Genomic DNA, 24,628 nt, shown 5'->3' with positions numbered 1-24,628 from the left:
TCACCACGAACGGGGCTTTTTTTTGTGCGTAACAGGGCAAGATGTTTCGTCTCTAAACTACCCTAGTCATGCCTACATATGCCCTAGTACTTCACGGTGGTGCTGTTACGATGGACCCCAGCAATATTCCGCCGGAAAAGGAAGCTGCCCTGCGCGAAGGCCTCCAGAATGCGCTGAATGTAGGGTGGGAAATTCTGCACCAGGGCGGTACCGCCTTAGATGCCGTGGAAGCCACCGTCAACAGCCTTGAAAACAATGAGAACTTCAACTCGGGCCGGGGCAGCAGCCTCAACCTGCAGGGCGAAGTGCAGATGGACGCCTCTATCATGGATGGACGCACCCTGCAAGCCGGAGCCGTAAGTGGTGTACGCTACGTGAAGAACCCCGTTAGCTTGGCCCGCACCGTCATGGAGAAATCAGAATATGTGTATCTGTCCGGCGACGGGGCCATTGAATTTGCCCTAGAGCATGGCCTGACGATGGAAGCCGTGCATTACTTCGAGACCGACAAAACGCGCGAAGAATGGCTGGAGATAGTGAATGAACAAGCGAAAGTGCCTCAGAAGGATACCGTAGGCGCCGTAGCCCTCGACCAAGATGGCAACCTGGCCGTAGCAACCAGCACGGGCGGCATTGAAGGCCAGCGCAAAGGCCGCGTCGGCGACAGTCCCGTACTGGGCGGTGGCTCTTACGCTGCCAACGAGGCCTGCGCCGTATCCTGCACCGGCGACGGGGAAGTGCTGCTGCGCGGCGCCCTGGCCCATGAGGTGTATGCCTTAGTCAAATACAAAGGCCTAGGCGTACAGCAAGCTTGTCAAGAAGCCGTACGCCTCCGCGAAGAAGACCTGAAAGGCGACAAAGGCTTTATTGCTATTGACCAGGAAGGTAACGTAGCCATTGAGAGTAATACCAACGTAATGCGCTGCGCTTACCGCGTGGAGGAACAGGAGCCGTTTGTAGCCGTCTGGCGCGAGGAGCTAGACATGTAGGCCAGTGCATCGGGCTGGCAAAGTGGGGCCCTAGGCAACTCAGCCAAAGCAACTTTGCTACTGCCGGCACCCTAGTCTTTTGTCGTTCGTCGCCAGTAAAAAAGCCCGTCATTTTGGGTGGAGCGCAGGGCCTTATTATACAAGCACGAGCAGTTACACCTGCTTATTCTGACGTGATAAGGTCCTTCACTCCGCTCAGGATGACGGGCCATATTAAAAAAGCTGACCTAGGTTGTACCTAAAAAATGAGGAACGGTCATGTTAAGCTTGTCGAAGCATCTCTACCGCTTCGTTGCTGTTCTAAGCCCTTAGTTACCCAGATGTAGAGATGCTTCGGCTCCGCTCCGCATGACGGTTAGTTTGGCAACCTCAGCACTTAGGGTACTTCACCCCTAGTTTGATGCACCACGTGCTCAGCAGGACGGTCTGGAGGATCAACACGACTGTTCAGATACAGCCTAGCTTCATCGCTTTGCTAGCCCTGTTTCAGGTCAATAACCGACATAGTGTGCGGGGCATCGGACTTGATGTTGACGAAGTTTTTTTCCGGCTTATCGAAGTCAGAAATATAGAGGCGGTTGCCTTTGAGCAGGACTTCGGCTGGTTGATCGAGCAAGCCTTTACGGCCGTCGGTGTCGCCGTTTTGGGCGAGGGTGGTAACGGAGTTATCCTTCAGATTTACTACCTCAATAGCATTCTGGCGCGAGTTGCAGAGGTAGGCTTTGTCGGTAGCGCGGTCAATGATGAGGCCATCGATGCAGAGGATTTGCTTGCCGGTGAGGGCTAGGGTCTCCTGTTTGGCCAAGCTGCCGTCGGGCTTAAGGGTAATGCGGTAGAACTTGCCGTCGCCGAAGGAGCCGGTGTACAGGCGCCCCTGGCTATCATAATCAAGCCCGTCGGCACCATTGTCGAGGCCGGTTTCATTGACAGTCGTGGTGAACAAGGCCAGTACGTGCGGGTCCTTGGTTTTGGGTTTCAGATGAATGGGCCCTTTGTTGAGCTCATCGAGGGTGAAGTGAAAAATAGCGCTACCCTTGTCGTTACCGGGAAGGTCCCACTGGCTATCCGTGACGTACAGGGTATTGCCTTTCCACACCACGGCGTTGGCCAATGCAAAGTGGTCGACCACGGTTTCTACTTCCCCGGGCTCGCCGTTTTGCACCCGCACGCGCATCAGCCGCGATTTAAAGTTCTTGTCGTTTTCGTACTGGTTTTCGGCATAATACAGATTGCCATCGGGCCCGAATGCCAAATCCATGGGCGCGGCCTTCTGGGTGCTGGGTTCCACGGGCAGGGTGGTCAGATAAGGCTTAAGCGTGGTATCGGTCATTTCCATCAGCACGGCCGGATAGGTGTTATCGGCCAGGTTCGGGACTGACAGGATGATGCTCCCATTGGGGGCTAGCGCCAGGCCATCGGGCGTGTTGTGCGCCTCGTCCAGGGTGTGCAGCAACTTGGGCGCGCCAATCTTCGCTACGGTATCCGCCGCAGTAGGCACCGCTGAACCCGTGGCCAGGCTGTCAGATGCAGCAGTCTCAGGGTTAGATGAATTTGACTGGCAGTCGGCCAGCAGCGCGCCGCTCAGCAGTAATGTTGGCAGATACGATTTCATAATACAACAAAACAGAGCCGCAGCCGGCAGTACAATACAAAGGATATCAGCAGGGTTAACGCGTTGCCTATGCTTGAGTTAGCTTAGGCCAAAATTTTACAAAGCCCTGTATACCTGCCTGAAGAGGGTTCTCTGCCCTACCCACACCGACAAATCCGACCTATTTCCGTAACTAGCCTAACGAAACCCAATTCTCCACTTCCAGCCCCGGACGCCATCGTCCACCCCGAAGTATGGCCCAAATCAGCGAAAACAAAGTCGTTACCATCACCTACGACCTGAGCGTAACCGACGAAAATCAAGAGAAAGTCCTCGTAGAATCGGCCGAGGAAGATGCGCCGATGGTATTTCTGTTCGGCCAGAGCGGTTTGCCCGAAGAGTTTGAGCGTCAGCTCGATGGCAAGCAAGCCGGCGACACGTTCACCTTCTCGCTCACGCCCGAGCAAGCCTACGGCGAGTACGACCAGCAAGCCGTAGTCGACATTCCGAAGAACGTGTTCGAAATTGACGGGCAAATTGACAGCGAAATGCTGCAGGAAGGCAACTTCCTTCCCATGGCCGACAACCAAGGCCACCACATGCAGGGCAAAGTAGTTGAAATCGGAGCCGACTCGGTGAAGATGGACTTCAACCACCCCCTAGCCGGTATGGTCATGCATTTCGATGGCAAAGTGGCCGCCGTGCGCGACGCTACCCGCGAGGAGCTCGACCATGGCCACGTGCACGGCGAAGGCGGCCATCAGCACTAGGTCTTACCTAGCTCTCAAATAGTAAAAACGGGGCCTTAGGGTCCCGTTTTTGTGTTTTATTCCTATTTATAATCATATAACTAATTATATTTTTACTCTTATAATTCTTTGTTTGGCCTTCGGAGTAAGTCTTAGCTTGTAAGAATCCGCTAGCATAGCAGGAAATACGGTCTGATATATTAGTCCTCTGCTTTCAATAAAACGGGACTATAACAGCCTAATAAGCGGAGTAAATACAACTAGCTTTGCGGCATTATCTATTTTTTGATTTAGCAGAACTATGCTTCTTCGTGCATCGCTCACTTTTATGTGTGCAACCCTTCTGTTTGCGGGCCGCGGTCATGCGCAACAAACCAAGGAAGAATTGAAAGCAAAACTGGCCAGTTCAGTTTGTGTTTCTCTCGAAAAAACCATGGCTGAGAAGCCTACTTCGCTTACCCGCGAGCAGTACAACAAGTTAATTGGACAAAGTTTTGCGCCTGCATTGGGCAAGGATGTCACAGCCTTTCAGCGCCTTTATGGCAAGGACGCATTCAGCAACAAAGAACTTATGCATGACTTAGGAGTAGAAATAGGTGCTATTCTACTACAGGACTGCCCAGCATTTATGGCGCTGACTTCTTTAGTTTCTGAAGGCCCTGCATCTACGGCATCTACTACCGGAAAATCAACTGGCAAACTAGGTGCACTAAAAGGCACAGGCTTGGGCATGCTACAACTGGCCATTAGCAAATCAGAAAATGCTGAATTTGCTTGGCTAAGCCGCTTCCAGGGGGCAGATGAATTGTTACCTAAGCTGACAACACTCCAAGGCCGCCCAGTTCGGATCAGCTGGCAGGAGGTTGAAATTTTCCAACCCGAAAAAAAACAATACCTCAAACTCCGCGAGATTACAGCAATCGAGCTTTTGTAGGGCATATTTTATCAAAACAAGAAAGGCGTGGGATAATTTTCCATGCCTTTCTTGTTTCAAAAACTCAGTTCATTCTAAGCACGAGCCCAAAAAACGTTTGCTATATACTAGCCTTCACCGCCGCTCGAAGCTCCGGCCAAAACTCCCGGAAATCGGCCTCATAGGCTGGCAGCTCCGCCAGAAATGCTGCCGCGCCGGTGCTCAGGATGGCCGCCGCAGGTACGCGCCGAGACAGACCTAGCAGGGCCCGCTCCAGCCCAGTTGGTTGTGCATACCCCGTCAGCCAGTCGCCTTGGCGCATGTAGTGCAGCATTTCCCGCAGGCGCTCGGGCAGTTCGTGGCGGCGAGCGTGCAGTAGGGCGTATAGGCGTTGGGCAAAGGCCGGTAGCGGTTCAGAGCGGTTATCGTGGTAGTGGGCAAAGTCGCGGGCCAGCAGGTGGTCGTAGGCCACGTCGGCTACTACCCCTGCCCACTTGCCCAACCCTGCTTCGCGCAGGCGGGCGGTGCTGCGGCGTACAAGGGGGTGTGCGTCGGTAAAGCTGTCGATAAAGCGGTGCAGCCGGATACCGCGCTGCACGGCAGGTGGGTATGTCAGCAGGCCGGCACGGCCGCGCACAGCCTCAGCGGCAAAGTTACCCACCACGATATCCTCGTAGTCAGGAGTGGTGGCAGGCGAGCCGGAAAGCAGCAAGTGAGCAAGAAAATTCATAGCGCCGGAAGGTACTGCGAAAACACCGAGCTGAACCTTCCGGCCGACCAGCCGTATTTTCTGAACCATTCTTACTACCACCAAAACCCGACGATAATGGCTGAGCATGTTGCCGAAAGTCACGATGTGACTAAGCTGATTGATAGAATCAAGGATATTAAGATTGCCATGCTAACCACCGCCGATACGGAAGGTGGCCTGCATAGCCGCCCGATGTATACCCAAAAGCCTGAGCAGGACGGCACGCTGTGGTTTTTTACCGAGAAAGATTCGGCCAAGATTTTCGAGGTGCGCAAAGATCAGCACGTAAACCTAGGGTACTCTAAGCCTGATGACAACCTGTATGTATCCATTTCGGGCACTGCTACGGTTGTCACTGACCAGAACAAAATCAAGGAGCTGTGGTCGGAAGGCCTGCGCGCTTGGTTCCCAAAAGGCCAGGAAGACCCCAACATTGCGCTGCTGAAAATCAACATCGACCGTGGCGAGTACTGGGACCAGCCGAGCAATGTGCTGGTGCGGGCTTTCGGCTACGTGAAGGCCGTAGCAACCGGCGAGCGGTACCAGCCCACCGGTGATGAGCATGCGAAGGTGAACCCTAGCTAAGCATCCGGAAAGGAAATATTAAAAAGGGCCGGAAAACATCCGGCCCTTTTTTGTGGATATAAGCATAACCTTTGCACCCCACTCTTCCTTAGCTCCTTTGGCACTCACCACCCTTTCCATCTTAACCCTATTACCCGATCAGAAGCGTTGGGGCTTTGCACAAATGGGCGCCGCCCAGCGGCCTTTGCAACGGGTAGCCGGCCTGCGGTTTCAGAAATTGCTAGGTAGCGGCGCGGGTGGTTTCGGGGCGCTGCCTAACCTGCGGCGCTATGGCTTTATGGCGGTGTGGGAGTCAGAAGGGGCCGCAGCTGAGTTCTTTGCGCAGCATCCCTTGTGGCAGCAATACCAGCAGCGCACCTCCGAAATCTGGACGGCCGAGCTAGCCCCTGTTAAGTCGCATGGGCTGTGGGATGGCGTGAACCCCTTCGACTACCCCTGCGAGGACAGTAAAGCCGACGGGCCAATGCTCGTGCTTACCCGCGCCTCTATCCGGTGGCAGAAAACGCCGCGTTTCTGGCGCTACGTGGCCCCTACCAGCGCCACGGTAGCACAGGCTCCGGGGGTACGGGCCGCTATTGGGTTAGGTGAACTGCCCGTAATTCGGCAGGCTACGGTCAGCCTCTGGGACTCGGCGCAGGCCATGCAGGATTATGCCTACCGCAGTGAGAAACACAAGGAGGTTATTAAGCTTACCCGTCAGGAGAAGTGGTACGGGGAGGAGCTATTTGCCCGGTTTCGGGTACTAAGCAGCCTAGGAACCTGGGACGGTAAGGCACTCTAGTACCAATGCTGTTCAACAGCCCTACAGAAAAACCCCGGCCTCACCCCTGTTTTTCTGTAATTTCGCCCGTTCCGAACAACTGTACCCCGACTGCCCATGCCCGGCTACCATCCCCAGGATATCGAGAAAAAGTGGCAAGCCCACTGGAAAGAGCACAATACCTTCAAGGCTGATAACGCCTCCGAGAAGCCCAAATACTACGTGCTGGACATGTTCCCGTACCCCAGCGGCGCTGGCTTGCACGTAGGTCACCCCCTCGGCTACATTGCCTCCGATATTGTAACGCGCTACAAGCGCCTGCAGGGCTTCAACGTGCTGCACCCCATGGGTTTCGACTCGTTCGGCCTTCCCGCCGAGCAGTATGCCATCCAGACCGGCCAGCACCCCGAGAAAACCACGCGCGAAAACATTGCCCGTTACATCGAACAGCTTAGCTCCCTGGGCTTTAGCTACGATTGGAGCCGTGAAGTGCGCACCTCCGACCCCAGCTACTATAAGTGGACGCAGTGGATTTTCCTGAAGCTGTTCAATAGCTGGTATAACCTCGATACTGACCGCGCTGAGCCCCTGAAAACCCTCCTCGATAAGTTTGCCGAGAATGGTAGCCAAGGCGTACGCGCCGCCGGCGACGAGGAAGAGCGCCATGAGTTCACGGCCGGCCAGTGGCAGATGATGAGCGAGAAGCAGCGCTTATTGGCAGTACACCCCTACCGACTGGCTTATCAGTCAGACACCTACGTAAACTGGTGCGCTGGCCTCGGCACGGTGCTCTCGAACGACGAGGTGAAAGACGGCCTTTCTGAGCGCGGTGGGTTCCCCGTGGAACGTCGGTTGATGCCGCAGTGGAACCTGCGCATCACCGCCTACGCCGACCGCCTCCTCCAAGGCCTCGACACCATTGACTGGCCTGAGGCCGTGAAAGAAATGCAGCGCAACTGGATTGGCAAGTCCATCGGGGCCGAAGTAACCTTCTCGGTGCAGGGCCATGAAAGCGCGCAGATCAAGGTCTATACTACCCGCGTCGACACCATTTACGGTGCTACGTTCTTGGTGCTAGCACCTGAGCACGAGTTGGTTAAAGAACTAACTACGCCGGAGCAGCAGGAAACCATTCAAGAGTACATTGACGCCACCAAGCGCCGCTCGGAGCGCGACCGGATGGCCGATACCAAAACGGTTTCGGGTGCTTTTACCGGTAGCTTTGGTATCAACCCGTTCAGCGGCGAGCCTATCCAGATTTGGATTGCTGACTACGTGCTGGCGGGCTACGGCACCGGCGCCGTAATGGCCGTACCCTCCGGCGACCAGCGCGACTACGTCTTTGCCAAGCACTTCAACCTACCTATTGTGCAGGTGACGGATGCTCAGCAGATCGATGAGCAGGCTGACCCGACCAAAGAAGGCCGCTACATCAACTCAGAGCTGATCAATGGCCTGGGCTACAAAGAAGCCACCCAACGCCTGATTCAGGAGTTAGAGACGCGCGGCATCGGTAAGGGCAAAACCAATTTCCGCATACGCGACGCCATCTTTGGCCGCCAGCGCTATTGGGGTGAGCCGCTTCCGATTTACTACAAAGATGGGGTAGCCTACGGCGTGGCCGAAGCCGACCTCCCACTAGTGCTCCCGGAAATTGATGAGTACAAGCCCACTGAAACCGGCGAGCCGCCCCTGGGCCGTGCCAAAGACTGGAAGTACAAAGGTCAGTACGACTACGAGCTGAGCACCATGCCCGGTTGGGCCGGCTCCTCGTGGTACTACCTGCGCTACATGGACCCTCAGAACCAAGAGCGTTTCGTGGGTCAGGAAGCCGAGCAATACTGGCAGAATGTAGACTTATACCTCGGTGGTGCAGAGCACGCTACGGGCCACCTTCTCTACTCCCGCTTCTGGCACCTCTTTCTCAAAGACCTAGGCCTAGTAACCGCCAATGAGCCCTTTCAAAAGCTCATCAACCAAGGCATGATCTTGGGTCGCTCGAATCTAGTATACCGTATCCAAGGCACCAATACTTTTGTAAGCGCAGGCAAAAAAGAGGAGCATAAAACGACAGAATTACACGTTGATGTCAACTTCGTTGAAAACGACGTACTCAATGTGGATGCGTTTAAACAGTGGCGTGAAGAATATAACACGGCAGAGTTCATTTTAGAGGATGACGGCACCTACGTTTGCGGTACGCTGGTGGAGAAGATGTCGAAATCGCTCTACAATGTAGTGAACCCGGACACACTCATTGAGAAGTTTGGGGCAGATGCACTACGCTTATACGAGATGTTCTTGGGGCCGCTGGAGCAGTTCAAGCCTTGGAACACTAACGGCATGAGCGGTGTGGCGGGCTTCCTCAAGAAGCTCTGGCGCCTCTACCACCCCCAGGATGGCGACTTCGCCGTAACTGACGAGGGTCCAAAACCCTCCGAGCTGAAGGCCCTGCATAAAGCCATCCGGAAGGTGGAAGAGGACATCGAGAAGTTCTCGTTTAATACCACCGTCAGTGCCCTGATGATTACGGTAAACGAGCTAACGGCCCTCAATACGCACAACCGCGCTATTCTAGAGCCGCTGGTGGTGCTGGTGTCGCCGTACGCGCCGCACCTGGCAGAGGAGCTGTGGCAGAAGCTAGGCCACGAGGCCGGTAGCATCAGCTCAGCAGCCTACCCTGAGTTCAAGGAAGAATATCTGGTAGAAGATACGGTGAACTATCCGGTAGCCATCAACGGCAAGGTGCGCGAGCAACTGCAATTCCCTGCTACTGCCACAGCGGCTGAAATTGAAGCCGCCGTACGTGCTACGGATATTCTGGCCCGTTACGCCGAAGGCAAAGAAGCCAAGAAGATCATCGTGGTACCCGGCCGCATGGTTAACGTGGTAGTGTAAGTGGCCTAGGCCACACGTGCATAGAAAAGGCCCGCGGGATGATTCCGGCGGGCCTTTTCCTGTTTTAGAACTCAGGCTAGTTCCCTCCTTGGAAAGGAGGCGGTTGGAGTGGTTGATCAATCGTCGAACATCTACTAGTGCTAGTATCGTTCTAGGCAGTCAACCACCCCTAGCCCCTCGCCGCTTGATGCGCGGAATCATCTGAAGAGGGGAACTAGCTGCTAGTTTCTTAGTACGCTGCGGTAAAGCGCTGACGGATATGCTTAGGCGCTTCTACTTCATCTAGAATTACTACAGCCAGATCTTCGCCGGAAAGAATGCTACGACCCTCTTCGTTGAATACTGGGTTTTCCAGCCCTAAGCGGTACTGACCGGTGCGGCCCGTACTGATGCCTTGGTGCATTTCAATGGCTGGGCTTAGGAAAGTCCAGTCTAGGATATCGTTCTTTTTCAGCTCGTTGAGGTAGTCGCGGGCGGCGGTAGCGCCGGGCTTGATATCAGCTGGAAACTGGGGTCCATCTACTAGCTGCTGCCCATTGATATACAGGCTGCCGGCGCCCCCAATAGCAATCAGACGCTTCACGCCCGATTTAAGGGTAGCAGCCTCAATGTCGCGGGAGCCCTGCAGAAAGTCGTGGTACAGGTTGGGGTTAGTCCAGCCGGCATTGAATGAATTAATGACTACATCGTGGCCACGTAGCTGCTGGGCTAACTCCTCAACGTTGTTTACGTTGCCGGTTACAACCGTCAGGTTTTCATTGTGTTCCGTAAGCTTGCTGGGGTCACGCACAATGGCGGTAACGTGGTGGCCACGGGTTAGGGCTTCGCGGAGCACTTTCGAGCCAACAAAACCGGTGGCTCCAATGAGGGCAATTTTCATGGTGTTAAAAGTAAAAGTGAAACAACCTGCTGTAACCACGATGGCTACAATTAAGGGCAAAAAAATTTAGGTACGTGCGTTAGCCTGAGTTAGAATATCAGTAGTTACGTGTTGTAGGCTTACACCCGCCAGCACCTGCTCCAATGCCGTTTGCGCCTGTTGCAGGGTAGCATCTAAGGCCGTCTGGATGTTACGCCCCACCAAACAGGCAGGGTTAGGTTTCTCATGCACACTAAACAGCTGACCTTCTTCGACTACTTCCACGGCGCGGTACACCTCCAGCAGCGTGATGGCGGCGGGTGTACGCGTCAGGAAGGTGCCACCGGAAGCAGGCCGCACTTCTACCAGCCCCGCTTTCTTGAGCTGCCCCAACAGCCGCCTAATTACAACCGGGTTGGTGTTCACGCTGCCAGCCATGCGCTCTGAGGTGAGCAGCACGTCGTCTACCTGCTGGAGAGCCAGTAGGGAAAGTACATGCACCGCCACCGAAAAACGACTACTAATCTGCATAGCGCAAAGGCAAGCAAGGCATGAAAGAATTTTACTAGGTGCTTTGCTACGACAAAGGTAGCATTGTAACAACAATAGTTACAACTAAAGCTTGCTTTTTATTTGCTTTCTGTTTGTTCAGCAGCGGTAAGTTCTTCGCGCTGCTTTTTGGGCAGAGAAGCGCGTACTAGGTCGTAGGAATGGTCAATCCAGGTACGCAATTGATTCTCGGTAGCTCCGGTGCCAATGAGCACGGTGTTCCAGTGCTTTTTATTCATGTGGTAGCCGGGCAACACGTACTCGTGCTGTTCGCGCAGCTCTTGGGCACGCTCTGGGTCGCACTTGAGGTTGATGCTGCCAAATGTGTCGATATCGGTGAGGGCAAATACTTTACCACCCACCTTAAACACCAGGGTTTCGGGGCCGAAGGGCGTCTCTTCAGTTACGCCTGCTTTCAGCAAACAATAGTCGCGGAAGTCTTCAATGTTCATGGCCCCTAAGTAACGCTATAAAGCAAAAAAGACCGCCATGCTGGAGAGAGGAGCATGACGGTCTTCTGTATAAACAAGGCTAGTACCTAGCGTAGGAACCAGCGGTAGAGCAGAACAATAAACCCCACCAGGAACATGGCCATGCTCAGCTTATTGATGAAGTGCATGGTGCGCAGGTTGAAGTTGGAGTGGCGGGTAGGATCAGACTTGCGGAAAAAGTAGCCGAGAGCCGGACCGAAGTTAAACAGGTCTTTGCGCATGATGTGAGTGCTTTCTGGTACGCTATGATAACACCCCAACGGGCGGAAAGATTTACAATCTGCAAGATATTCATCCTGCTATATCCAACCCAATTTGGCTGGTTTGGGCCTTTGCTGTTCACTAGCCCCTAGCGAAACAACGACTCTATGCGCTGCTGGTTGTTCTGGCTGATAATCTTGCGTTTCACCTTCATAGTCGGCGTCAGCTCCCCTGATTCTACACTCCAGGAAGTGTGAAGCAAGGCCACTCTTTTGATTTGCTCCCATTGGGCAAAGGCGGCGTTGGTTTGCTGTACCAGCTGCTCATACAGCTGCTGTACTTGCGTGTGAGCGGCCAGGGCTGCATCGGAAAGGTCGGTGGGCAAGTTGTGGTTTTTGGCCCAGGCGCGCAGCTCCGCAAAAGCCGGCACCAGCAAGGCGGCCGCAAACTTTTCGCCCTCGCCCACTACCATCACCTGCTCCACCAGCGGCGACTCCGAGAGCTTAGATTCCAGCGGCTGCGGGGCCACATACTTGCCGTTGGAGGTTTTAAACATTTCCTTTTTACGGTCCGTGATTTTCAGGAACTTGCCTTCCACAAACTGGCCAATATCCCCGGTGTGCATCCAGCCGTCGGCATCAATTACTTCGGCCGTGAGGTCAGGCCGGTTGTAGTAGCCCTGCATCACGGAGGGCGAGCGGGTTAGGATTTCACCGTCGGGGGCCAGTTTTACTTCCACGCCCGGAATTACAGGGCCCACGGCGCCAATAAAGTTGCCTTCGGCTACGGGCTGGCTGGCGGCAATTACGGGCGAGGTTTCCGTCATGCCGTAGCCTTCCATCACCCGGATGCCTGCCGCCCAGAATACGCGGGCTAGGCGCGGTTGCAGGGCTCCGCCCCCGCTCACAATGTAGTGCACCTGTCCGCCCATAGCCTCGCGCCACTTACTGAACACTAGCTTGTTGGCGAGGGCCAACTGGGTGTTATACCAGAAACCCTGGTCTTTTTGCGTGTCGTAGCGCAGGCCCAGGTTCAGGGCCCAGAAGAACAGCTTTTTCTTGGCCCCCGTCAGCTCTTGGCCCTTTGCTACAATCTTGTCGTAGATTTTTTCGAGCAAACGCGGTACCGTGGTAAACACCTGGGGCTGCACCTCACGCAGGTTGTCGGCGATGCGCTCCACGCCCTCGGCGTACCAGATGCTGAACCCCAGCAGCAGATACAGGTAGGTGGCCGTACGCTCGAAGATGTGGCTCAGGGGCAGAAAACTCAAAGCTTTCTGGCCGGGAGGCAAGGGCAAGTATCCGGTTAGGTTTTCGCAGTTATACAGGATGTTGCGGTGACTGAGCATTACGCCTTTGGGCCGACCGGTAGTGCCCGAAGTATAGATGAGCGTGAGCAGATCATCGGGCTGCACGGCGGCCTTGAGGGCATCCAGTTCGCCGGCGGTATGGACTACGCCGAGGGCTAGCAGCTCTGAGAAGTGCGGTACACCGTCGAGCTTATCAAACGTGAAGATGTGCTCGGGCCCTTGCTCTAGCCCTGCCACGGCTTGCTGCACCCGCGCCAATAGCTTTTTGTCTTCCACCAGTACCACGCGCACACCCGCATCCTGAAAAATATGGCGGTAATCTTCCACCGTAATGGTGGGGTACATGGGCACGCTCACGGCTCCGAGATGGGCAATGCCAAAGTCGGCCACCATCCATTCGGGCCGGTTTGTTGAGATAATCGCCACTTTGTCGCCGCGCCCGATGCCAAGCTGCCGCAGCCCTAGGCTCACTTGGTCACTGAGCTCCTGCACCCGCGAGGTACTGAGCGGCTGCCACTGGCCGGCTTTCTTTTCTACCAAGCAATCGGCCTGGGGCGAGGTATTTACTAGGTGGGAAAGCAGGTCGAAGGTGCGGGTGATTTTCATGGGGGCAGAACAAGAAACGTGGCCTCTTCATTCGAAGGCCGGCGCAAAAATAGCTCACCTAGCAGGCAGCCACGTGTAAGGCCATAATTTTACCGCTACTGTGCAGCAGCAAGCAGCGCCGGTTACCTTTGGTTTGGGTGAATTGGTAGGCTAGTAGAGAGCCGGGGTAGCAGCAACGCTGCCTCACCCCGCGTGTCTGTATCTTCACCAAACTTCCTACCCCTATGAAATACCTGCTACTCCTGGCTTTGCTGCTGGCCACTACCCCCCTGCTCGCCCAAAAGCCCACTGCTGAAACCGAGGCGGTCAAGAAAACCATCCAGACGTTTTTTGAGGGCATACGCAAGGCCGACAGCGCCCTGGTGCGCTCCACACTCGCACCGGGCGCCGTGTTCCATACCCTCAGCACCCGCAACGGCCAAACGCAGCTGCGTCCCGAAAACCCCTCTGAATTTGTGAAGGCCGTGGGCACCCCGCACCAGGAGGTGTGGGATGAGCGCATCACCTTCGATAAAGTGCTGATTGATGCCAACCTGGCCAGCGTCTGGACGCCGTATGAGTTCTACCTCGGCAGCACTTTCAGCCACTGCGGCTACAACTCGTTCCAGCTGGTAAAGCTCACCGAAGGCTGGAAAATTGCCCACATCATTGATACGCGACGCAAGGAGAAGTGCAAGTAACCAACGCGGGCTAGAAGGCCGGAATCCGGCGCACAGGCGAATCATCTACCTTCCAGCAATCGAGCTCATACAGGTTTCCTTCCTGATCCAGGTACAACGAAACGAGCACCACTACCCCATCCAGATCCAGAAACTGGGTGCTGGCAATTCGCTCGCCTAACCGCCGGTTGGGTTCTCGACTAAGAAAGCGCAGACTGCTGGTTTCGCCCGTCTGCAGCTCGGCCACTTCTGCGGTGTGCAGTGCCGCCAGCAGGGGCTCAGCACCCGGCGCGCCACGCAGCATATAAATTAGCAAGCCCAGTTCTGCCAAGTTCAGTGTGCGTTTGTTCATCGGTTCCGGTCTGCCTACCGCTAGGCCACATCAGGCAGCAAACCAGAGAGTATACGCCCAGTGTGCCCTTTCAGGCACCCAAACCCCGGAATTATTGCGCCGGAAAACTAGCCCGAGCCTACGATGAGCTATGCCCTGAACCCTGCTGAGGGGCTTCCACTCTTTGCTGTGCCTAGACTTTTGCCAGCGCCACAATGTCGGGCACTTCCAGCACGTGCTGGGGGTAGCCCACGCGCGCGGCGTTGATCATGGCCAGCCCCAGTTCCTGCAACGTCGAGACGTACTTAGGCAGGAACCGGCGCAACGCCGGATACATCCAGTTGAAATACTTGTAGTAGGGCAGCACGTTTTTCAGACCGGGCGTGGCTTTCATGAAACCGGGGCGGAACATATACGCCTGCGCAAAGCCAAGTTCTAGCAATGCATTTTCCGTCTGGCCTTTCACGCGGGCCCACATGCTGCGGCCATGCCCGGTGCTATCGGTACCAGCGCCCGATACGTAGCAGAACGTCAGGCCGGGGTTGCGCGGCAGCAGCGTTTGGGCAAAGTGCAGCGTGAGGTCGTAGGTGAGGCGGCGGTACTCCGGCTGCTTCATTCCCACCGACGACACGCCCAGGCAGAAAAAGCAGGCATTGTAGCCCGCCAGCTGGTCCTGAATCGGTGATACATCCTGAAAATCAGCGTGCAGAATTTCCCGCAGCTTCGGGTGCGTGATGCCGCTAGGCTTGCGGCTCACGGAAAGCACCTGCTCTACATCGGGGTGGTTCAGGCACTCATACAGCACGCCCTCTCCCACCATGCCGGTTGCCCCGGTTACTATTGCGCGTAGTTTCATAGCTAGGCAGACGGATGAGCGGCGCGAATATTTCAAACTCCTTCTTCAGGACTCCAATAACCCGTGAATTCTGATTTCATATAGGCTGCTGCTTCGTAAGCATCTATTGGGTAATCATCTATAGTTGCTGAGTTCAGAAAGAACTGTCCGAGCGAGCAGTTCATCTTGATTAAATACTTTCTGAGACCTTGGTCTTCGCTTTCCCAGAAGTAATCCTGAAACACAATTCCAGCCTGATAATCATCTAGGTCCAGCACAACAGGGTCACCACTGATACCACTTCCTACTATAAGTAAATTAGACGCAAGTGCCCATTTAAAATCATCTTCCCAAGTAAATTGCTTCTTAAATTCATTCGCCTCATTGAAGTTAAATTTTCCAATTTCGGCTGCAGTATTGAAGGAATATTTGGTGAAGAAATTTAAAAACTCTACTTCCGAGCAAATACTCTTCAACACCTCTACATTTTCACTCCGTAGATTCTCGAAGTGTTTAGTATAATTAAATGCGGCTAGCTCCAAAGCCAGCCGCATTTTTTCTATCTCCATCTTCATAAAAAGAATTGAGGGCTACCCTACCACCGGTTCTTCCAGCACCTCCTTCTCAATCCAGCGGCCGTCTTCGCGCATGAGTTCGATGAGTTGGTCCACGGCTTGTTCCTCGGGCACCGATTTCTTGATGACCTCCTGGCCGCGGTAGAGGGCAATTTTGCCTTTGCCTACGCCTACATAGCCGTAGTCGGCATCGGCCATTTCGCCGGGACCGTTCACAATGCAGCCCATAATCCCGATTTTCACGCCCTTTAGGTGGTCGGTGCGCTTGCGGATCATGGCGGTGGTTTCCTGCAGATCGAACAACGTACGCCCGCAGCTAGGGCAGCTGATGTACTCCGTTTTGCTCATGCGAGTGCGCGCCGCCTGCAGAATGCCGAAGCTGAGTTGGTTAAGCTGATCCAGCGTTTGGAGCCACTCCGCTTTCGGGCGCTCCGGCAGCAGCTCGGTGCTCAACACTACCCCGTCGCCGAGGCCATCGAGGAGCAAACCGCCGACGTCGGTGGCGGCGTAGAGTTGGGTTTGCTCGGGGGTGAGCTCGGGGTATTGGCGGTTGATGATGACCGGGTTGGTTATGCCGTGGTTCATCAGCTCGAAGAACGCACGCCGGATTTCCGGCATGGCGTGGGCATTATCCGTGTACAGAATGATAACTGCCGTGGCGTCTTCGCGCAATTGCTGAAGCGCCGTTGCCGTGAGCGAGGCGAAGTTATGAAACACGAAATTGAGCTCGGGGTGGCGCGAGCCGTCGGTGGCGTACTCGGCTTGCGTAAGCACCGGGTAATGCTCCAGACGCTTGCCGCCATCCAGCCAGGCGTTGTAATCTACTACCTCTTTCAGGCCGTTGGGCAGCATGAACGGAATAGGTTGCTGGCCCGAGTACACGTAGTCGGCCCCGAGGTCGTTCATCTGGAACTTGTCGAGGAACGCAGAGTACAGGTGGCCGGCTGCGCGCAGGTCGGCGTACTCCAGGCCGGGCACCCGCGACAGGTCCACCATTACGCGGGGCACGTTCTGGCCGCCCAGGTTCAGTACCTCGCGGGTAATGCGGCGGTGATACTGAAACGGGTCGATAGGCACTTTCAGCACTGGCGCAATAGCCTTAGCATCGGCGGCACGGGTAGTGTAGCGGTCAATGAGGGCTTTGGCCACGGGGGCTTCGGCTTCGGGCGCTTCGGTGAGCGAAACGCGCACGGTGTCGCCGAGGCCATCTTCCAGCAGCGTGCCAATACCCACGGCGCTTTTGATGCGGCCGTCTTCGGCCTCGCCAGCTTCCGTAACGCCCAAGTGCAGCGGGTAGGGCTGCAAGCCTTCTTCGTCCAGCTTCTGCACCAGCAGGCGGTAGGCCTGCACCATTACCTGGGTGTTGCTGGCTTTCATGCTTAGCACCACATCATAGTAATTTTCCTCCTCGCACAGCCGCAGAAACTCCAGCGCCGACTCCACCATGCCCAGCGGCGTATCGCCGTAGCGCGACAAAATCCGGTCAGACAACGAGCCATGGTTGGTACCGATGCGCATGGCCGTGCCGTACTGCTTGCAGATCTGGACCAAGGGCCGGAACCGCTCCCGGATGCGGTTTACCTCATCCTGATAGCTAGCATCGGTGTACTCAATGATGTCGAACTTCTTCTTATCAGCGTAGTTGCCGGGGTTCACGCGCACTTTTTCTACAATGCGAGCGGCTAGCTCGGCAGCGTTGGGCGTGAAGTGGATGTCGGCAATAAGCGGCACATTGCACCCACGCTTGCGCAGCTCCTTCTTTATTTCCAGTAGGTTTTGGGCCTCCTTCACGCTAGGCGCCGTGATGCGCACATACTCGCAGCCCGCCTCCACCATACGTAGCGTTTGCTCTACTGAGCCCAGGGTGTCCATCGTATCCACGGTGGTCATGCTCTGCACCCGAATAGGGTTAAGTCCACCCATGGGCAGGTCGCCGATTTTCACTTCCCGGCTAAGGCGGCGCTTGTATTCAGTGAGGCTGGGGCAATAGTGTTTATTCATAACCCGATGGGGAGGCGTGTTTCAGAGGAGTAACAAAGGTACGGAAGGTTTGTGCTCAACATATGTGCCAGTGCTAGGATGCGGGGAGCAATACATCGACCGAATGGGTGTTGCGTTACTAGGCACCATGGCTCCCGCAACTTCCTGGCCCATTGCCTGTCTATAGCACAACTACTGCTTTTCTACTTCATGAACTACTTGAAATTCATTGCGCTGGCGGCGGTTCTGCTGCTAGCCCTACCTAGTAAAGGCCAGCAGGTAGCGGTTATTAAGCTGCCGGAGCTACAAAAGCGCCTGAGCCAACCCAACGACACAACGTACATCGTGAACTTCTGGGCTACGTGGTGCGCGCCCTGCGTAAAAGAGCTGCCGCACTTTGATCAGCTCTCGACCACCTACGCCAAGCAGAAAGTGAAGGTGCTGCTAGTTAGCATGGACTACGCCTCGCAGCTGGACAAGAAGGTGAAGCCCTTCGTGACCAAGCGTGGGCTGAAATCAGAGGTAGTACTGCTGAACGAAACCGACCCAAATACCTATCTTGATAAAATAGATGCCAAGTGGAGCGGCGCCTTGCCCTTTACGCTTTTGCTGAATAACTCCCGGAAGAAACGCGCCACCTTCGAGCAGGAATTCACGGCCGCTGAGCTCAACAAGCAGGTGCAAGCGTTTCTGCCGTAACCTTCCTAAGGTACCAGGTCAGGCCACCCTTCTGGTTAGGTTAGGCTAGGCAGCGGAAGCTTTTGTAACGGTTTTTTGCTAGGTATCTTAGGTAGCTCAAGCCCGCTAGTATTCCAACGGGCACAACAGGGCTTGCCGAATGATTCGACGTTTTTCTGTTTATTCTTCACGTTTTCCTCGCTCACATGAAAAAGCTCCTTCCTTTTCTGGCTTCCTGCCTTATGCTGGCTTTGAGCAGCTTTGTTTTGTTCCGGCCAGATGCAGTAGCTGGCTATCAGGTCGGCGACAAGGCTGCGGACTTTAAGCTCAAGAATGTTGATGGCAAGCTGGTGTCGTTGGCCGATAACAAGACCGCCAAGGGCTACATCGTGGTGTTCACGTGCAATACCTGTCCGTACGCCAAAGCCTACGAGAGCCGCATTATGGCGCTGCACCAAAAGTACGCCGGCAAGGGCTACCCTGTAGTAGCCATTAACCCCAACGACCCCGCCGTAGCCCCTGGCGACTCTTTTGCCGAAATGCAGAAGCGTGCCAAGGACAAGAAATACGCCTTTCCCTACCTGCAGGATGAAGCCCAACAAGTAGCCAAAACCTTCGGCGCTACCCGCACGCCTCACCTGTACGTACTCACCCGCCAAGGCTCCGACTTTGTAGTAAGCTATATTGGCGCCATCGATGATAACTCGGAAGATGCTACTTTGGTGAAAACCAAGTATCTGGAAAACGCCATGACCGACATCATCGCCGGCAAACCCGCCAGCGTTAGCTCCACAAAGGCTATTGGCTGCACCATCAAATGGAAAAAAGCCTAGGTCTAGTTTCTGTTTAAACCCAAAAAAGCCCGCTGCTGAGCGGGCTTTTTTATTCAAACTATACCAACCACTTAAGCGGCTTGCCCAGCCCGCCGGAAAACTCCATCCAGCGTATCGGTGCTAAGGCCCGGCGTTTCATCCAGGGCAGCATTGACCATGGCCTGCGCCACAATTCGGGCATGCACGGGGCGATACGCGCGCAGCGGCGGCACGGCCCCAACTAAAGACGAAAGCACTAGGCCTACTTTTTCGCCAAGCCTCGGCTTTGGGCGGCTTCCGGCCAATACGCCAGGCTGCAAAATACGAATATGCCGGAATGGCAACCGCTGAATATCCCGCTCCAGCTCTCCTTTCATGCGGTTATAAAATACAAACGAATCGGCATCGGCCCCGGCCGAGGACACGAGCACGTAGGTGGGCACGCCATTTCGAGCTGCTGCCTGCGCCGTGCGATACTGATAGGTATGGTCGACTTTGTATTGCGCCTCCTGACTGCCGGCTTGGCGCAGCGTGGTGCCTAGTGAGGAAAAAAGCACGTCGCCGGTAAGCAAGTTGCTCCAGCTCTCGGGGTGGTTGAAGTCTACCACGTGTTCTTCCAGCTTGGGGTTTTGATAGCCCGTGGGGCGCCGAACAAACACTTTGAGCCGGTCGAACCGCGAATCAAGCAGGAGTTGCTGAAGCAACAAGTCGCCCACTAGCCCAGTGGCGCCAATAAGAAGAGCAGTGCGCATATCGAAGAGAAAGGAAAATAAGGGAAGAACAGAATGTCAGCAAGCTACCTGTAGTAAGCAAAACGGCTCGGAAACTAGCTTCTATTATCCATCAAAGTCATGAACAAGCCTGAGCATTTTGCCGCCCATTTGACAACACGGCTGCTTACGGTAACGTCAGAACAATTTTGCCAATGTGGGCGCTGCTTTCCAGCAGGCGGTGAGCTTCCGCCGCTTTGGCTAGGGGCAGCGTGGCATACACTACGGCGCGCACCTTTTTATTGTTGAGCAAGGGCCACACATGGCGCTCCACCTCGGCCGCCAAAGCGGCTTTAAAATCAGCCGACCGAGGCCGTAGCGTGCTACCCGTGATGGTCAGGCGCCTCGACATAACCTCCAGAGCATTGAAGTTAGCGGCTCCGCCCTGCATGGCATTAATGAACACCAGCCGCCCATCGTCGCGCAGCAGTCGCAGGTTTTTAGCGGTGTAGTCGCCGCCTATCATGTCCAGCACCACATCTACTCCGCCCGCAACTGCCAACACTTCTTCAAAATCCTGCTCTCGGTAGTCTATGCTCCAGTCGGCCCCTAGCGCTTTCACGGCAGCGCATTTTTCGGCGGAGCCGGCGGTTGCGGCCACGTGGCTGCCTAGGGCATGGGCCAGCTGAACCGCCGTTACGCCTATGCCGCTGCTGCCGCCGTGCACCAGCAGAGTTTCGCCGGGTAGCAACTGGCCCCGCTGAAACACGTTGTGCCACACGGTAAACACGGTTTCGGGCAGGCTGGCAGCCTCGGTCATGGTCCAGCCAATGGGCACGGGCAGGCAATGGCGAGCATCCGCCACGGCGTACTCGGCATACCCGCCCTGGGCCAGCAATGCACAAACGGTGTCGCCGGGTTGCCAGCGGGTTACGGCCGCCCCGCACTTCTCCACGGTGCCTGCTACCTCTAGTCCGGGCACCAAGCCGGTTACATCCCCGCTTCCCCGGTACTTGCCCTGGCGCAGCAGCACATCGGGCCGGTTGACACCTGCCGCCGCCACTCGAATTAATACCTCATGGGCGTCCGGAGTGGCCTGGGCTACGTGGAGGAGTTCCAGCACCTCGGGGCCACCGGGCTGGGTAATGGTAATTGCCTTCATATGGAAGTTCCTATTCGCGCCAGCAGCAGCGACTTTGCCTATTCGTTGGAGCTAGTACGTAATTGGGCACCCAAGGCTTCGTTTTTCCGTTTCTTGCAGTATGAAAAAGATTTCTTTGCTGCCCCACTTCCTGCGCACGGCAGGCCAGCTCACTGGCCTGGCCGCCTGGCAAACCGGTCGCCTGTTTCGGAAAGCAGCCCAATCGGCACTGGAATCGGTACAGGAAGTACTACGGGCGGAGGTAAAGAAGGGAAATATGCAGCTAGTGCGCGATTTTCTGACCAATAAAGCTGTGCCTGCCGCCCGTGCCTTACTGCTGGAGCGTATGGCTGCGCGACTATTGGTGCGCCTGGGTTTGCGCGGAGTACTGGCCTCTAGTGTGGTTGGTTGGATTTTGCCCCTGGTTCTGGAACAGCTCATCAAAGTAGGTCACAAAACTGGTCTTTTCGACAAGCTTCGCGAGCACGCTACCGTGCAGGACACCCTGCAGCGCCTCGATGAACTCAAGCGAGCTACCTGGAAGCGCTTGGTCCCCGATCATGGTTCCAGCGCTGAACTCCTCCCCGACGACACCGAATTGCCCCGCCAGCTACCCGCCTAAACTTGCTGTAAACCCGCTTTTTTAAATAAGAATTCACTTTTGCGTTTTTATTAGCCAGTAGCACTTTTTCAATCATTTCAATAAATCCAAAGTCCGTTTTGCCCCCGTACGTGGGCACTATGAAAACAAAATTCAGTTGGCTTCGGGGACCGTCCACTTCTCCTGATACTACCCAAACGGCACTTCGTGACTTATATCGGGCGGCGCACCGACTTCATTTCTCCGAGCCATACGCTCCGGCCCGGCTAGCTCGCTTAGCCGACCAAGCCGAATATTTCCTGCAGGAGTGGCCCGCCGAACGATGGCCGGCCGGGCTACACTCCGGACAACCGCTCCCGGCTCGTGAGGAGTTGCTACAGCTGGTACATGAGACCATGCGCATCAAGGCCGTCTATGAGCACACCTCCGCTCAACGCTGGTCGCACACGCACTGGCACCAAGCTATTACGTCGCTTTTGGCTGCACTAGCACCTTTTGCTTAAGGTATAAACCTGAGCTTGGAGTGAAAATACAACCTAGGTAAAACAAGCACTAGCCGCATACTGTATTGGCATCGGCATACCCCAATAGGCAGCATGTTATATATAAGCACAAAAAAAGCCGTCCCCACCCGGAAACGGCTTTTCTGAAATCGGGGCGCGGAGAAAATTCCCACCCAACTCCGGCCCGATTCTGACCTTGGACTTAGTGCCGGAACAACAGTTCGCGGTACTTTACCAGGGGCCAGTCCTCATCGGCTACCATCAGCTCCAGCTTGTCAGCAGAGCGGCGAATGGCATCGAAATGTGCTTTAACGGTGTCGCAGTAGGCTATGGCCCGCTCGCGTGTATCGTCAATCTTGTTAGCTACTTTCCGGGCGTTGGTCATCTCATCCACCTGTGTTTTGATGGTAGAGATATGCCGCGAAATAGCTTTGATGGTGTTTACCGTTACCTCCGAGTTTTCATCGTCGAGGCCAAGCTCACGCAGGCCGCGCACGTTGTTTACTAGCTTGGTTTGGTAGGCAACCGCCGTGGGAATAATATGGTTCACCGCCAAATCACCCATTACGCGGCTTTCAATCTGGATTTTCTTGATGTAATCTTCCAGCAGAATGTCGTGGCGGGCGTGCAGCTCTACGTGCGAGAAAATTCGGTGACGCTCGAACAGCGAAGCGGCATCTTCTCTCACAATGGCATCCAGCGCCTGTGGCGTGGTCGGCACGTTTGACAGACCGCGCTGCGCCGCCTCTTCTTTCCACTCGTCGGAGTAGCCATTGCCTTCAAAACGAATGTTTTTAGAGGTGATAACATACTCGCGGAGCACGTCAACAATAGCAACTTCTTTCTTCTTACCCTGCTCAATGAGCGAATCAACCGACTTTTTGAAGTCTATGAGCTGCTCGGCTACAATGGTGTTGAGCGTGGTCATGGCCGAAGAGCTATTGGCTGAGGAGCCCACGGCGCGGAACTCGAACTTGTTGCCGGTGAAGGCGAAAGGCGAGGTCCGGTTACGGTCGGTGTTATCGAGCAGGATAGCGGGAATCTTGTCAATGCCCAGCTTGAGGTAGATATTGTCGCCTTTGTCGAGGGGCAGCTTGGCAGTGCGCTCCAACTCATCTAGTACCGAGTCCAGCATCGAGCCGACAAACACCGACATGATAGCAGGCGGCGCTTCGTTGGCTCCGAGGCGGTGGTCGTTAGAAGCGGAGGCAATGCTGGCGCGCAGCAGGTCGCCGAAGCGGTGCACGGCCTTAATGGTGGTGATAAAGAACGCCAGGAACTGAAGGTTCTCTTTCGGACGACGACCGGGAGCCAACAGGTTCACCCCGGTATCGGTGCTCATAGCCCAGTTGTTGTGCTTGCCCGAGCCGTTCACGCCCGCGAAAGGCTTCTCGTGCAGCAACACCTTGAAGTTGTGCTTGTCGGCCACGCGCTCCATGATGTCCATGAGCAGTTGGTTGTGGTCAACGGCCAGGTTGGCATCCTCGAAGGTAGGAGCACACTCGAACTGGTGCGGGGCTACTTCGTTGTGGCGGGTGCGGAGCGGAATGCCCAGTTTGTTGGATTCCTCTTCGAACTCCAGCATGTAAGCGTGTACACGGGCCGGAATAGAGCCGAAGTAATGGTCTTCCAGCTGCTGGCCTTTGGCCGGAGCGTGGCCGAACAACGTGCGGCCGGTCATCACTAGGTCGGGGCGCGCGTTGTAAAGAGCACGGTCGACGAGGAAGTATTCCTGCTCGATGCCGAGGGTAGTGTGCACGCGCTGTACATCTTTATCGAAGTACTGGCATACATCCACTGCTGCCTTTTCCAGAGCGGCCAACGACTTCAGCAACGGGGCTTTGTAGTCGAGCGCTTCGCCGGTGTAGGCTACGAAGATGGTTGGAATGCACAGCGTTTTGGCGCCGGCCGTTTCAATGATGAATGCAGGCGAGGTAGGATCCCAGGCGGTGTAGCCGCGGGCCTCGAAGGTATTGCGGATGCCGCCGTTCGGGAACGACGACGCATCGGGCTCCTGCTGCACCAGGGCCGAGCCTTTGAAGTTTTCAATCGGCCGACCATCGGAGTTCAGGTCGAAAAAGGAATCGTGCTTTTCGGCAGTTGCGCCGGTAAGGGGCTGGAACCAGTGCGTGTAGTGCGTGGCACCTTTCGCCATGGCCCAGGTTTTCATAGCTGAAGCTACGGCATCAGCCACGCTGCGCTCTACCGGAGAGCCCTGCTTAACGGCGGCCTGCAGCTTCTTGAAGTACTCACCGGGCATGGTAGCCCGCATGGCATCAAGATTAAAGACGTTTTTACCGAAAGTATCGGAGCGGCGCTCACCGGTGGCCTCTACGGTCAGAGGCTTACGCTGATCAACTAACTCCAGTGCTTTAAAGCGAAGAATTGCCATGCTATTGTTGAGCGTGAGATAAAATCAGGATTGATAGGGCAAAGTTACAGGTTGTATTCATCGTTTTCCAAAAGACACTATATTTTTTCACCCCATTTTCGATAAACACACTTGTTTACTCGATTACCCCAGTCAATTTTGATACACATTTGCTACAAAC

The 24,628-nt window shown here is 55.3% G+C and carries 25 protein-coding genes; 11 read left to right on the top strand and 14 right to left on the bottom strand.

The window, feature by feature from the left end:
* The first annotated feature begins 68 nt into the window (after window positions 1-68).
* A complete protein-coding gene (locus tag ACYVHC_RS00645; RefSeq protein ID WP_460611724.1) occupies window positions 69-989 on the top strand; it encodes an isoaspartyl peptidase/L-asparaginase family protein in 921 nt (306 codons plus the stop codon).
* Between the two features lie 475 nt (window positions 990-1,464).
* On the opposite strand, the gene ACYVHC_RS00640 is transcribed toward ACYVHC_RS00645, so the two are convergent.
* Window positions 1,465-2,601, bottom strand: coding sequence for an SMP-30/gluconolactonase/LRE family protein (locus tag ACYVHC_RS00640; RefSeq protein ID WP_460611723.1), 1,137 nt, complete (start codon window positions 2,599-2,601; stop codon window positions 1,465-1,467).
* Between the two features lie 233 nt (window positions 2,602-2,834).
* Here ACYVHC_RS00640 and ACYVHC_RS00635 point away from each other — a divergent pair, with 233 nt between their 5' ends.
* Window positions 2,835-3,350, top strand: a complete 516-nt coding sequence (locus ACYVHC_RS00635; RefSeq protein ID WP_460611722.1) for an FKBP-type peptidyl-prolyl cis-trans isomerase — start codon at window positions 2,835-2,837, stop codon at window positions 3,348-3,350.
* 280 nt (window positions 3,351-3,630) lie between these two features.
* Window positions 3,631-4,263: a hypothetical protein gene (locus ACYVHC_RS00630; RefSeq protein WP_460611721.1), complete on the top strand. Its 633-nt coding sequence runs from the start codon at window positions 3,631-3,633 to the stop codon at window positions 4,261-4,263.
* Window positions 4,264-4,363: 100 nt separating this feature from the next.
* Here the strand turns inward: ACYVHC_RS00630 and ACYVHC_RS00625 are convergent, their stop codons facing one another.
* Complete coding sequence (locus ACYVHC_RS00625; protein ID WP_460611720.1) at window positions 4,364-4,972, bottom strand: acyl carrier protein phosphodiesterase; 609 nt, start codon at window positions 4,970-4,972, stop codon at window positions 4,364-4,366.
* Between the two features lie 96 nt (window positions 4,973-5,068).
* Here ACYVHC_RS00625 and ACYVHC_RS00620 point away from each other — a divergent pair, with 96 nt between their 5' ends.
* From ACYVHC_RS00620 to leuS, 3 genes are all read left to right on the top strand, one after another.
* The gene (locus ACYVHC_RS00620; RefSeq protein ID WP_460611719.1) at window positions 5,069-5,578 is read left to right on the top strand and encodes a pyridoxamine 5'-phosphate oxidase family protein; all 510 of its coding nucleotides are present in this window, start codon (window positions 5,069-5,071) and stop codon (window positions 5,576-5,578) included.
* Window positions 5,579-5,675: 97 nt separating this feature from the next.
* Window positions 5,676-6,359: a spheroidene monooxygenase gene (locus ACYVHC_RS00615; protein ID WP_460611718.1), complete on the top strand. Its 684-nt coding sequence runs from the start codon at window positions 5,676-5,678 to the stop codon at window positions 6,357-6,359.
* A gap of 96 nt (window positions 6,360-6,455) precedes the next feature.
* Window positions 6,456-9,236, top strand: a complete 2,781-nt coding sequence (gene leuS, locus ACYVHC_RS00610; protein WP_460611717.1) for a leucine--tRNA ligase — start codon at window positions 6,456-6,458, stop codon at window positions 9,234-9,236.
* A 229-nt stretch (window positions 9,237-9,465) separates the two neighbouring features.
* Here the strand turns inward: leuS and ACYVHC_RS00605 are convergent, their stop codons facing one another.
* The 5 genes from ACYVHC_RS00605 to ACYVHC_RS00585 form a co-directional block, all read right to left on the bottom strand.
* A complete protein-coding gene (locus tag ACYVHC_RS00605; RefSeq protein WP_460611716.1) occupies window positions 9,466-10,116 on the bottom strand; it encodes an NAD(P)-dependent oxidoreductase in 651 nt (216 codons plus the stop codon).
* Window positions 10,117-10,182: 66 nt separating this feature from the next.
* Window positions 10,183-10,626: an Rrf2 family transcriptional regulator gene (locus ACYVHC_RS00600; RefSeq protein WP_460611715.1), complete on the bottom strand. Its 444-nt coding sequence runs from the start codon at window positions 10,624-10,626 to the stop codon at window positions 10,183-10,185.
* Between the two features lie 98 nt (window positions 10,627-10,724).
* The gene (locus tag ACYVHC_RS00595; RefSeq protein WP_460611714.1) at window positions 10,725-11,096 is read right to left on the bottom strand and encodes an MmcQ/YjbR family DNA-binding protein; all 372 of its coding nucleotides are present in this window, start codon (window positions 11,094-11,096) and stop codon (window positions 10,725-10,727) included.
* A gap of 86 nt (window positions 11,097-11,182) precedes the next feature.
* Window positions 11,183-11,356 (bottom strand): DUF6728 family protein, encoded by a 174-nt coding sequence (locus ACYVHC_RS00590; protein WP_460611713.1) that lies wholly within the window; start codon window positions 11,354-11,356, stop codon window positions 11,183-11,185.
* A 128-nt stretch (window positions 11,357-11,484) separates the two neighbouring features.
* Complete coding sequence (locus tag ACYVHC_RS00585; protein WP_460611712.1) at window positions 11,485-13,251, bottom strand: AMP-dependent synthetase/ligase; 1,767 nt, start codon at window positions 13,249-13,251, stop codon at window positions 11,485-11,487.
* A gap of 224 nt (window positions 13,252-13,475) precedes the next feature.
* On the opposite strand from ACYVHC_RS00585, the gene ACYVHC_RS00580 reads away from it, so the two are divergent.
* A complete protein-coding gene (locus tag ACYVHC_RS00580) occupies window positions 13,476-13,931 on the top strand; it encodes a hypothetical protein (protein WP_460611711.1) in 456 nt (151 codons plus the stop codon).
* A 10-nt stretch (window positions 13,932-13,941) separates the two neighbouring features.
* On the opposite strand, the gene ACYVHC_RS00575 is transcribed toward ACYVHC_RS00580, so the two are convergent.
* The 4 genes from ACYVHC_RS00575 to ispG form a co-directional block, all read right to left on the bottom strand.
* Window positions 13,942-14,262: a DUF6984 family protein gene (locus ACYVHC_RS00575; RefSeq protein ID WP_460611710.1), complete on the bottom strand. Its 321-nt coding sequence runs from the start codon at window positions 14,260-14,262 to the stop codon at window positions 13,942-13,944.
* Window positions 14,263-14,434: 172 nt separating this feature from the next.
* Window positions 14,435-15,097, bottom strand: a complete 663-nt coding sequence (locus tag ACYVHC_RS00570) for a Rossmann-fold NAD(P)-binding domain-containing protein (protein ID WP_460611709.1) — start codon at window positions 15,095-15,097, stop codon at window positions 14,435-14,437.
* Window positions 15,098-15,129: 32 nt separating this feature from the next.
* The gene (locus ACYVHC_RS00565; protein ID WP_460611708.1) at window positions 15,130-15,645 is read right to left on the bottom strand and encodes a hypothetical protein; all 516 of its coding nucleotides are present in this window, start codon (window positions 15,643-15,645) and stop codon (window positions 15,130-15,132) included.
* Between the two features lie 21 nt (window positions 15,646-15,666).
* The gene (ispG, locus tag ACYVHC_RS00560; RefSeq protein WP_460611707.1) at window positions 15,667-17,652 is read right to left on the bottom strand and encodes a (E)-4-hydroxy-3-methylbut-2-enyl-diphosphate synthase; all 1,986 of its coding nucleotides are present in this window, start codon (window positions 17,650-17,652) and stop codon (window positions 15,667-15,669) included.
* A 189-nt stretch (window positions 17,653-17,841) separates the two neighbouring features.
* On the opposite strand from ispG, the gene ACYVHC_RS00555 reads away from it, so the two are divergent.
* On the top strand, window positions 17,842-18,330 hold the full coding sequence (locus ACYVHC_RS00555; RefSeq protein WP_460611706.1) for a TlpA disulfide reductase family protein: 489 nt from the start codon (window positions 17,842-17,844) through the stop codon (window positions 18,328-18,330).
* A 185-nt stretch (window positions 18,331-18,515) separates the two neighbouring features.
* Window positions 18,516-19,142: a thioredoxin family protein gene (locus tag ACYVHC_RS00550; protein WP_460611705.1), complete on the top strand. Its 627-nt coding sequence runs from the start codon at window positions 18,516-18,518 to the stop codon at window positions 19,140-19,142.
* Window positions 19,143-19,213: 71 nt separating this feature from the next.
* Here ACYVHC_RS00550 and ACYVHC_RS00545 read toward each other — a convergent pair whose 3' ends face one another.
* Both ACYVHC_RS00545 and ACYVHC_RS00540 read right to left on the bottom strand, forming a co-directional pair.
* A complete protein-coding gene (locus ACYVHC_RS00545; protein ID WP_460611704.1) occupies window positions 19,214-19,873 on the bottom strand; it encodes a Rossmann-fold NAD(P)-binding domain-containing protein in 660 nt (219 codons plus the stop codon).
* A 145-nt stretch (window positions 19,874-20,018) separates the two neighbouring features.
* Window positions 20,019-20,993 (bottom strand): NAD(P)H-quinone oxidoreductase, encoded by a 975-nt coding sequence (locus ACYVHC_RS00540; RefSeq protein WP_460611703.1) that lies wholly within the window; start codon window positions 20,991-20,993, stop codon window positions 20,019-20,021.
* 100 nt (window positions 20,994-21,093) lie between these two features.
* Here ACYVHC_RS00540 and ACYVHC_RS00535 point away from each other — a divergent pair, with 100 nt between their 5' ends.
* The gene (locus ACYVHC_RS00535; protein WP_460611702.1) at window positions 21,094-21,594 is read left to right on the top strand and encodes a hypothetical protein; all 501 of its coding nucleotides are present in this window, start codon (window positions 21,094-21,096) and stop codon (window positions 21,592-21,594) included.
* 119 nt (window positions 21,595-21,713) lie between these two features.
* Window positions 21,714-22,076 carry a hypothetical protein gene (locus ACYVHC_RS00530; protein WP_460611701.1) on the top strand — a complete coding sequence of 121 codons (363 nt, stop codon included), beginning with the start codon at window positions 21,714-21,716 and terminating at the stop codon, window positions 22,074-22,076.
* A gap of 202 nt (window positions 22,077-22,278) precedes the next feature.
* On the opposite strand, the gene ACYVHC_RS00525 is transcribed toward ACYVHC_RS00530, so the two are convergent.
* Window positions 22,279-24,468, bottom strand: a complete 2,190-nt coding sequence (locus ACYVHC_RS00525; RefSeq protein WP_460611700.1) for a glutamine synthetase III family protein — start codon at window positions 24,466-24,468, stop codon at window positions 22,279-22,281.
* Window positions 24,469-24,628 lie beyond the last annotated feature (160 nt).

The organism is Hymenobacter seoulensis (assembly GCF_054780535.1).
The sequence above is the reverse complement of the archived record's forward strand: the minus strand, read 5'-3'. Positions and strand labels throughout refer to the sequence as shown.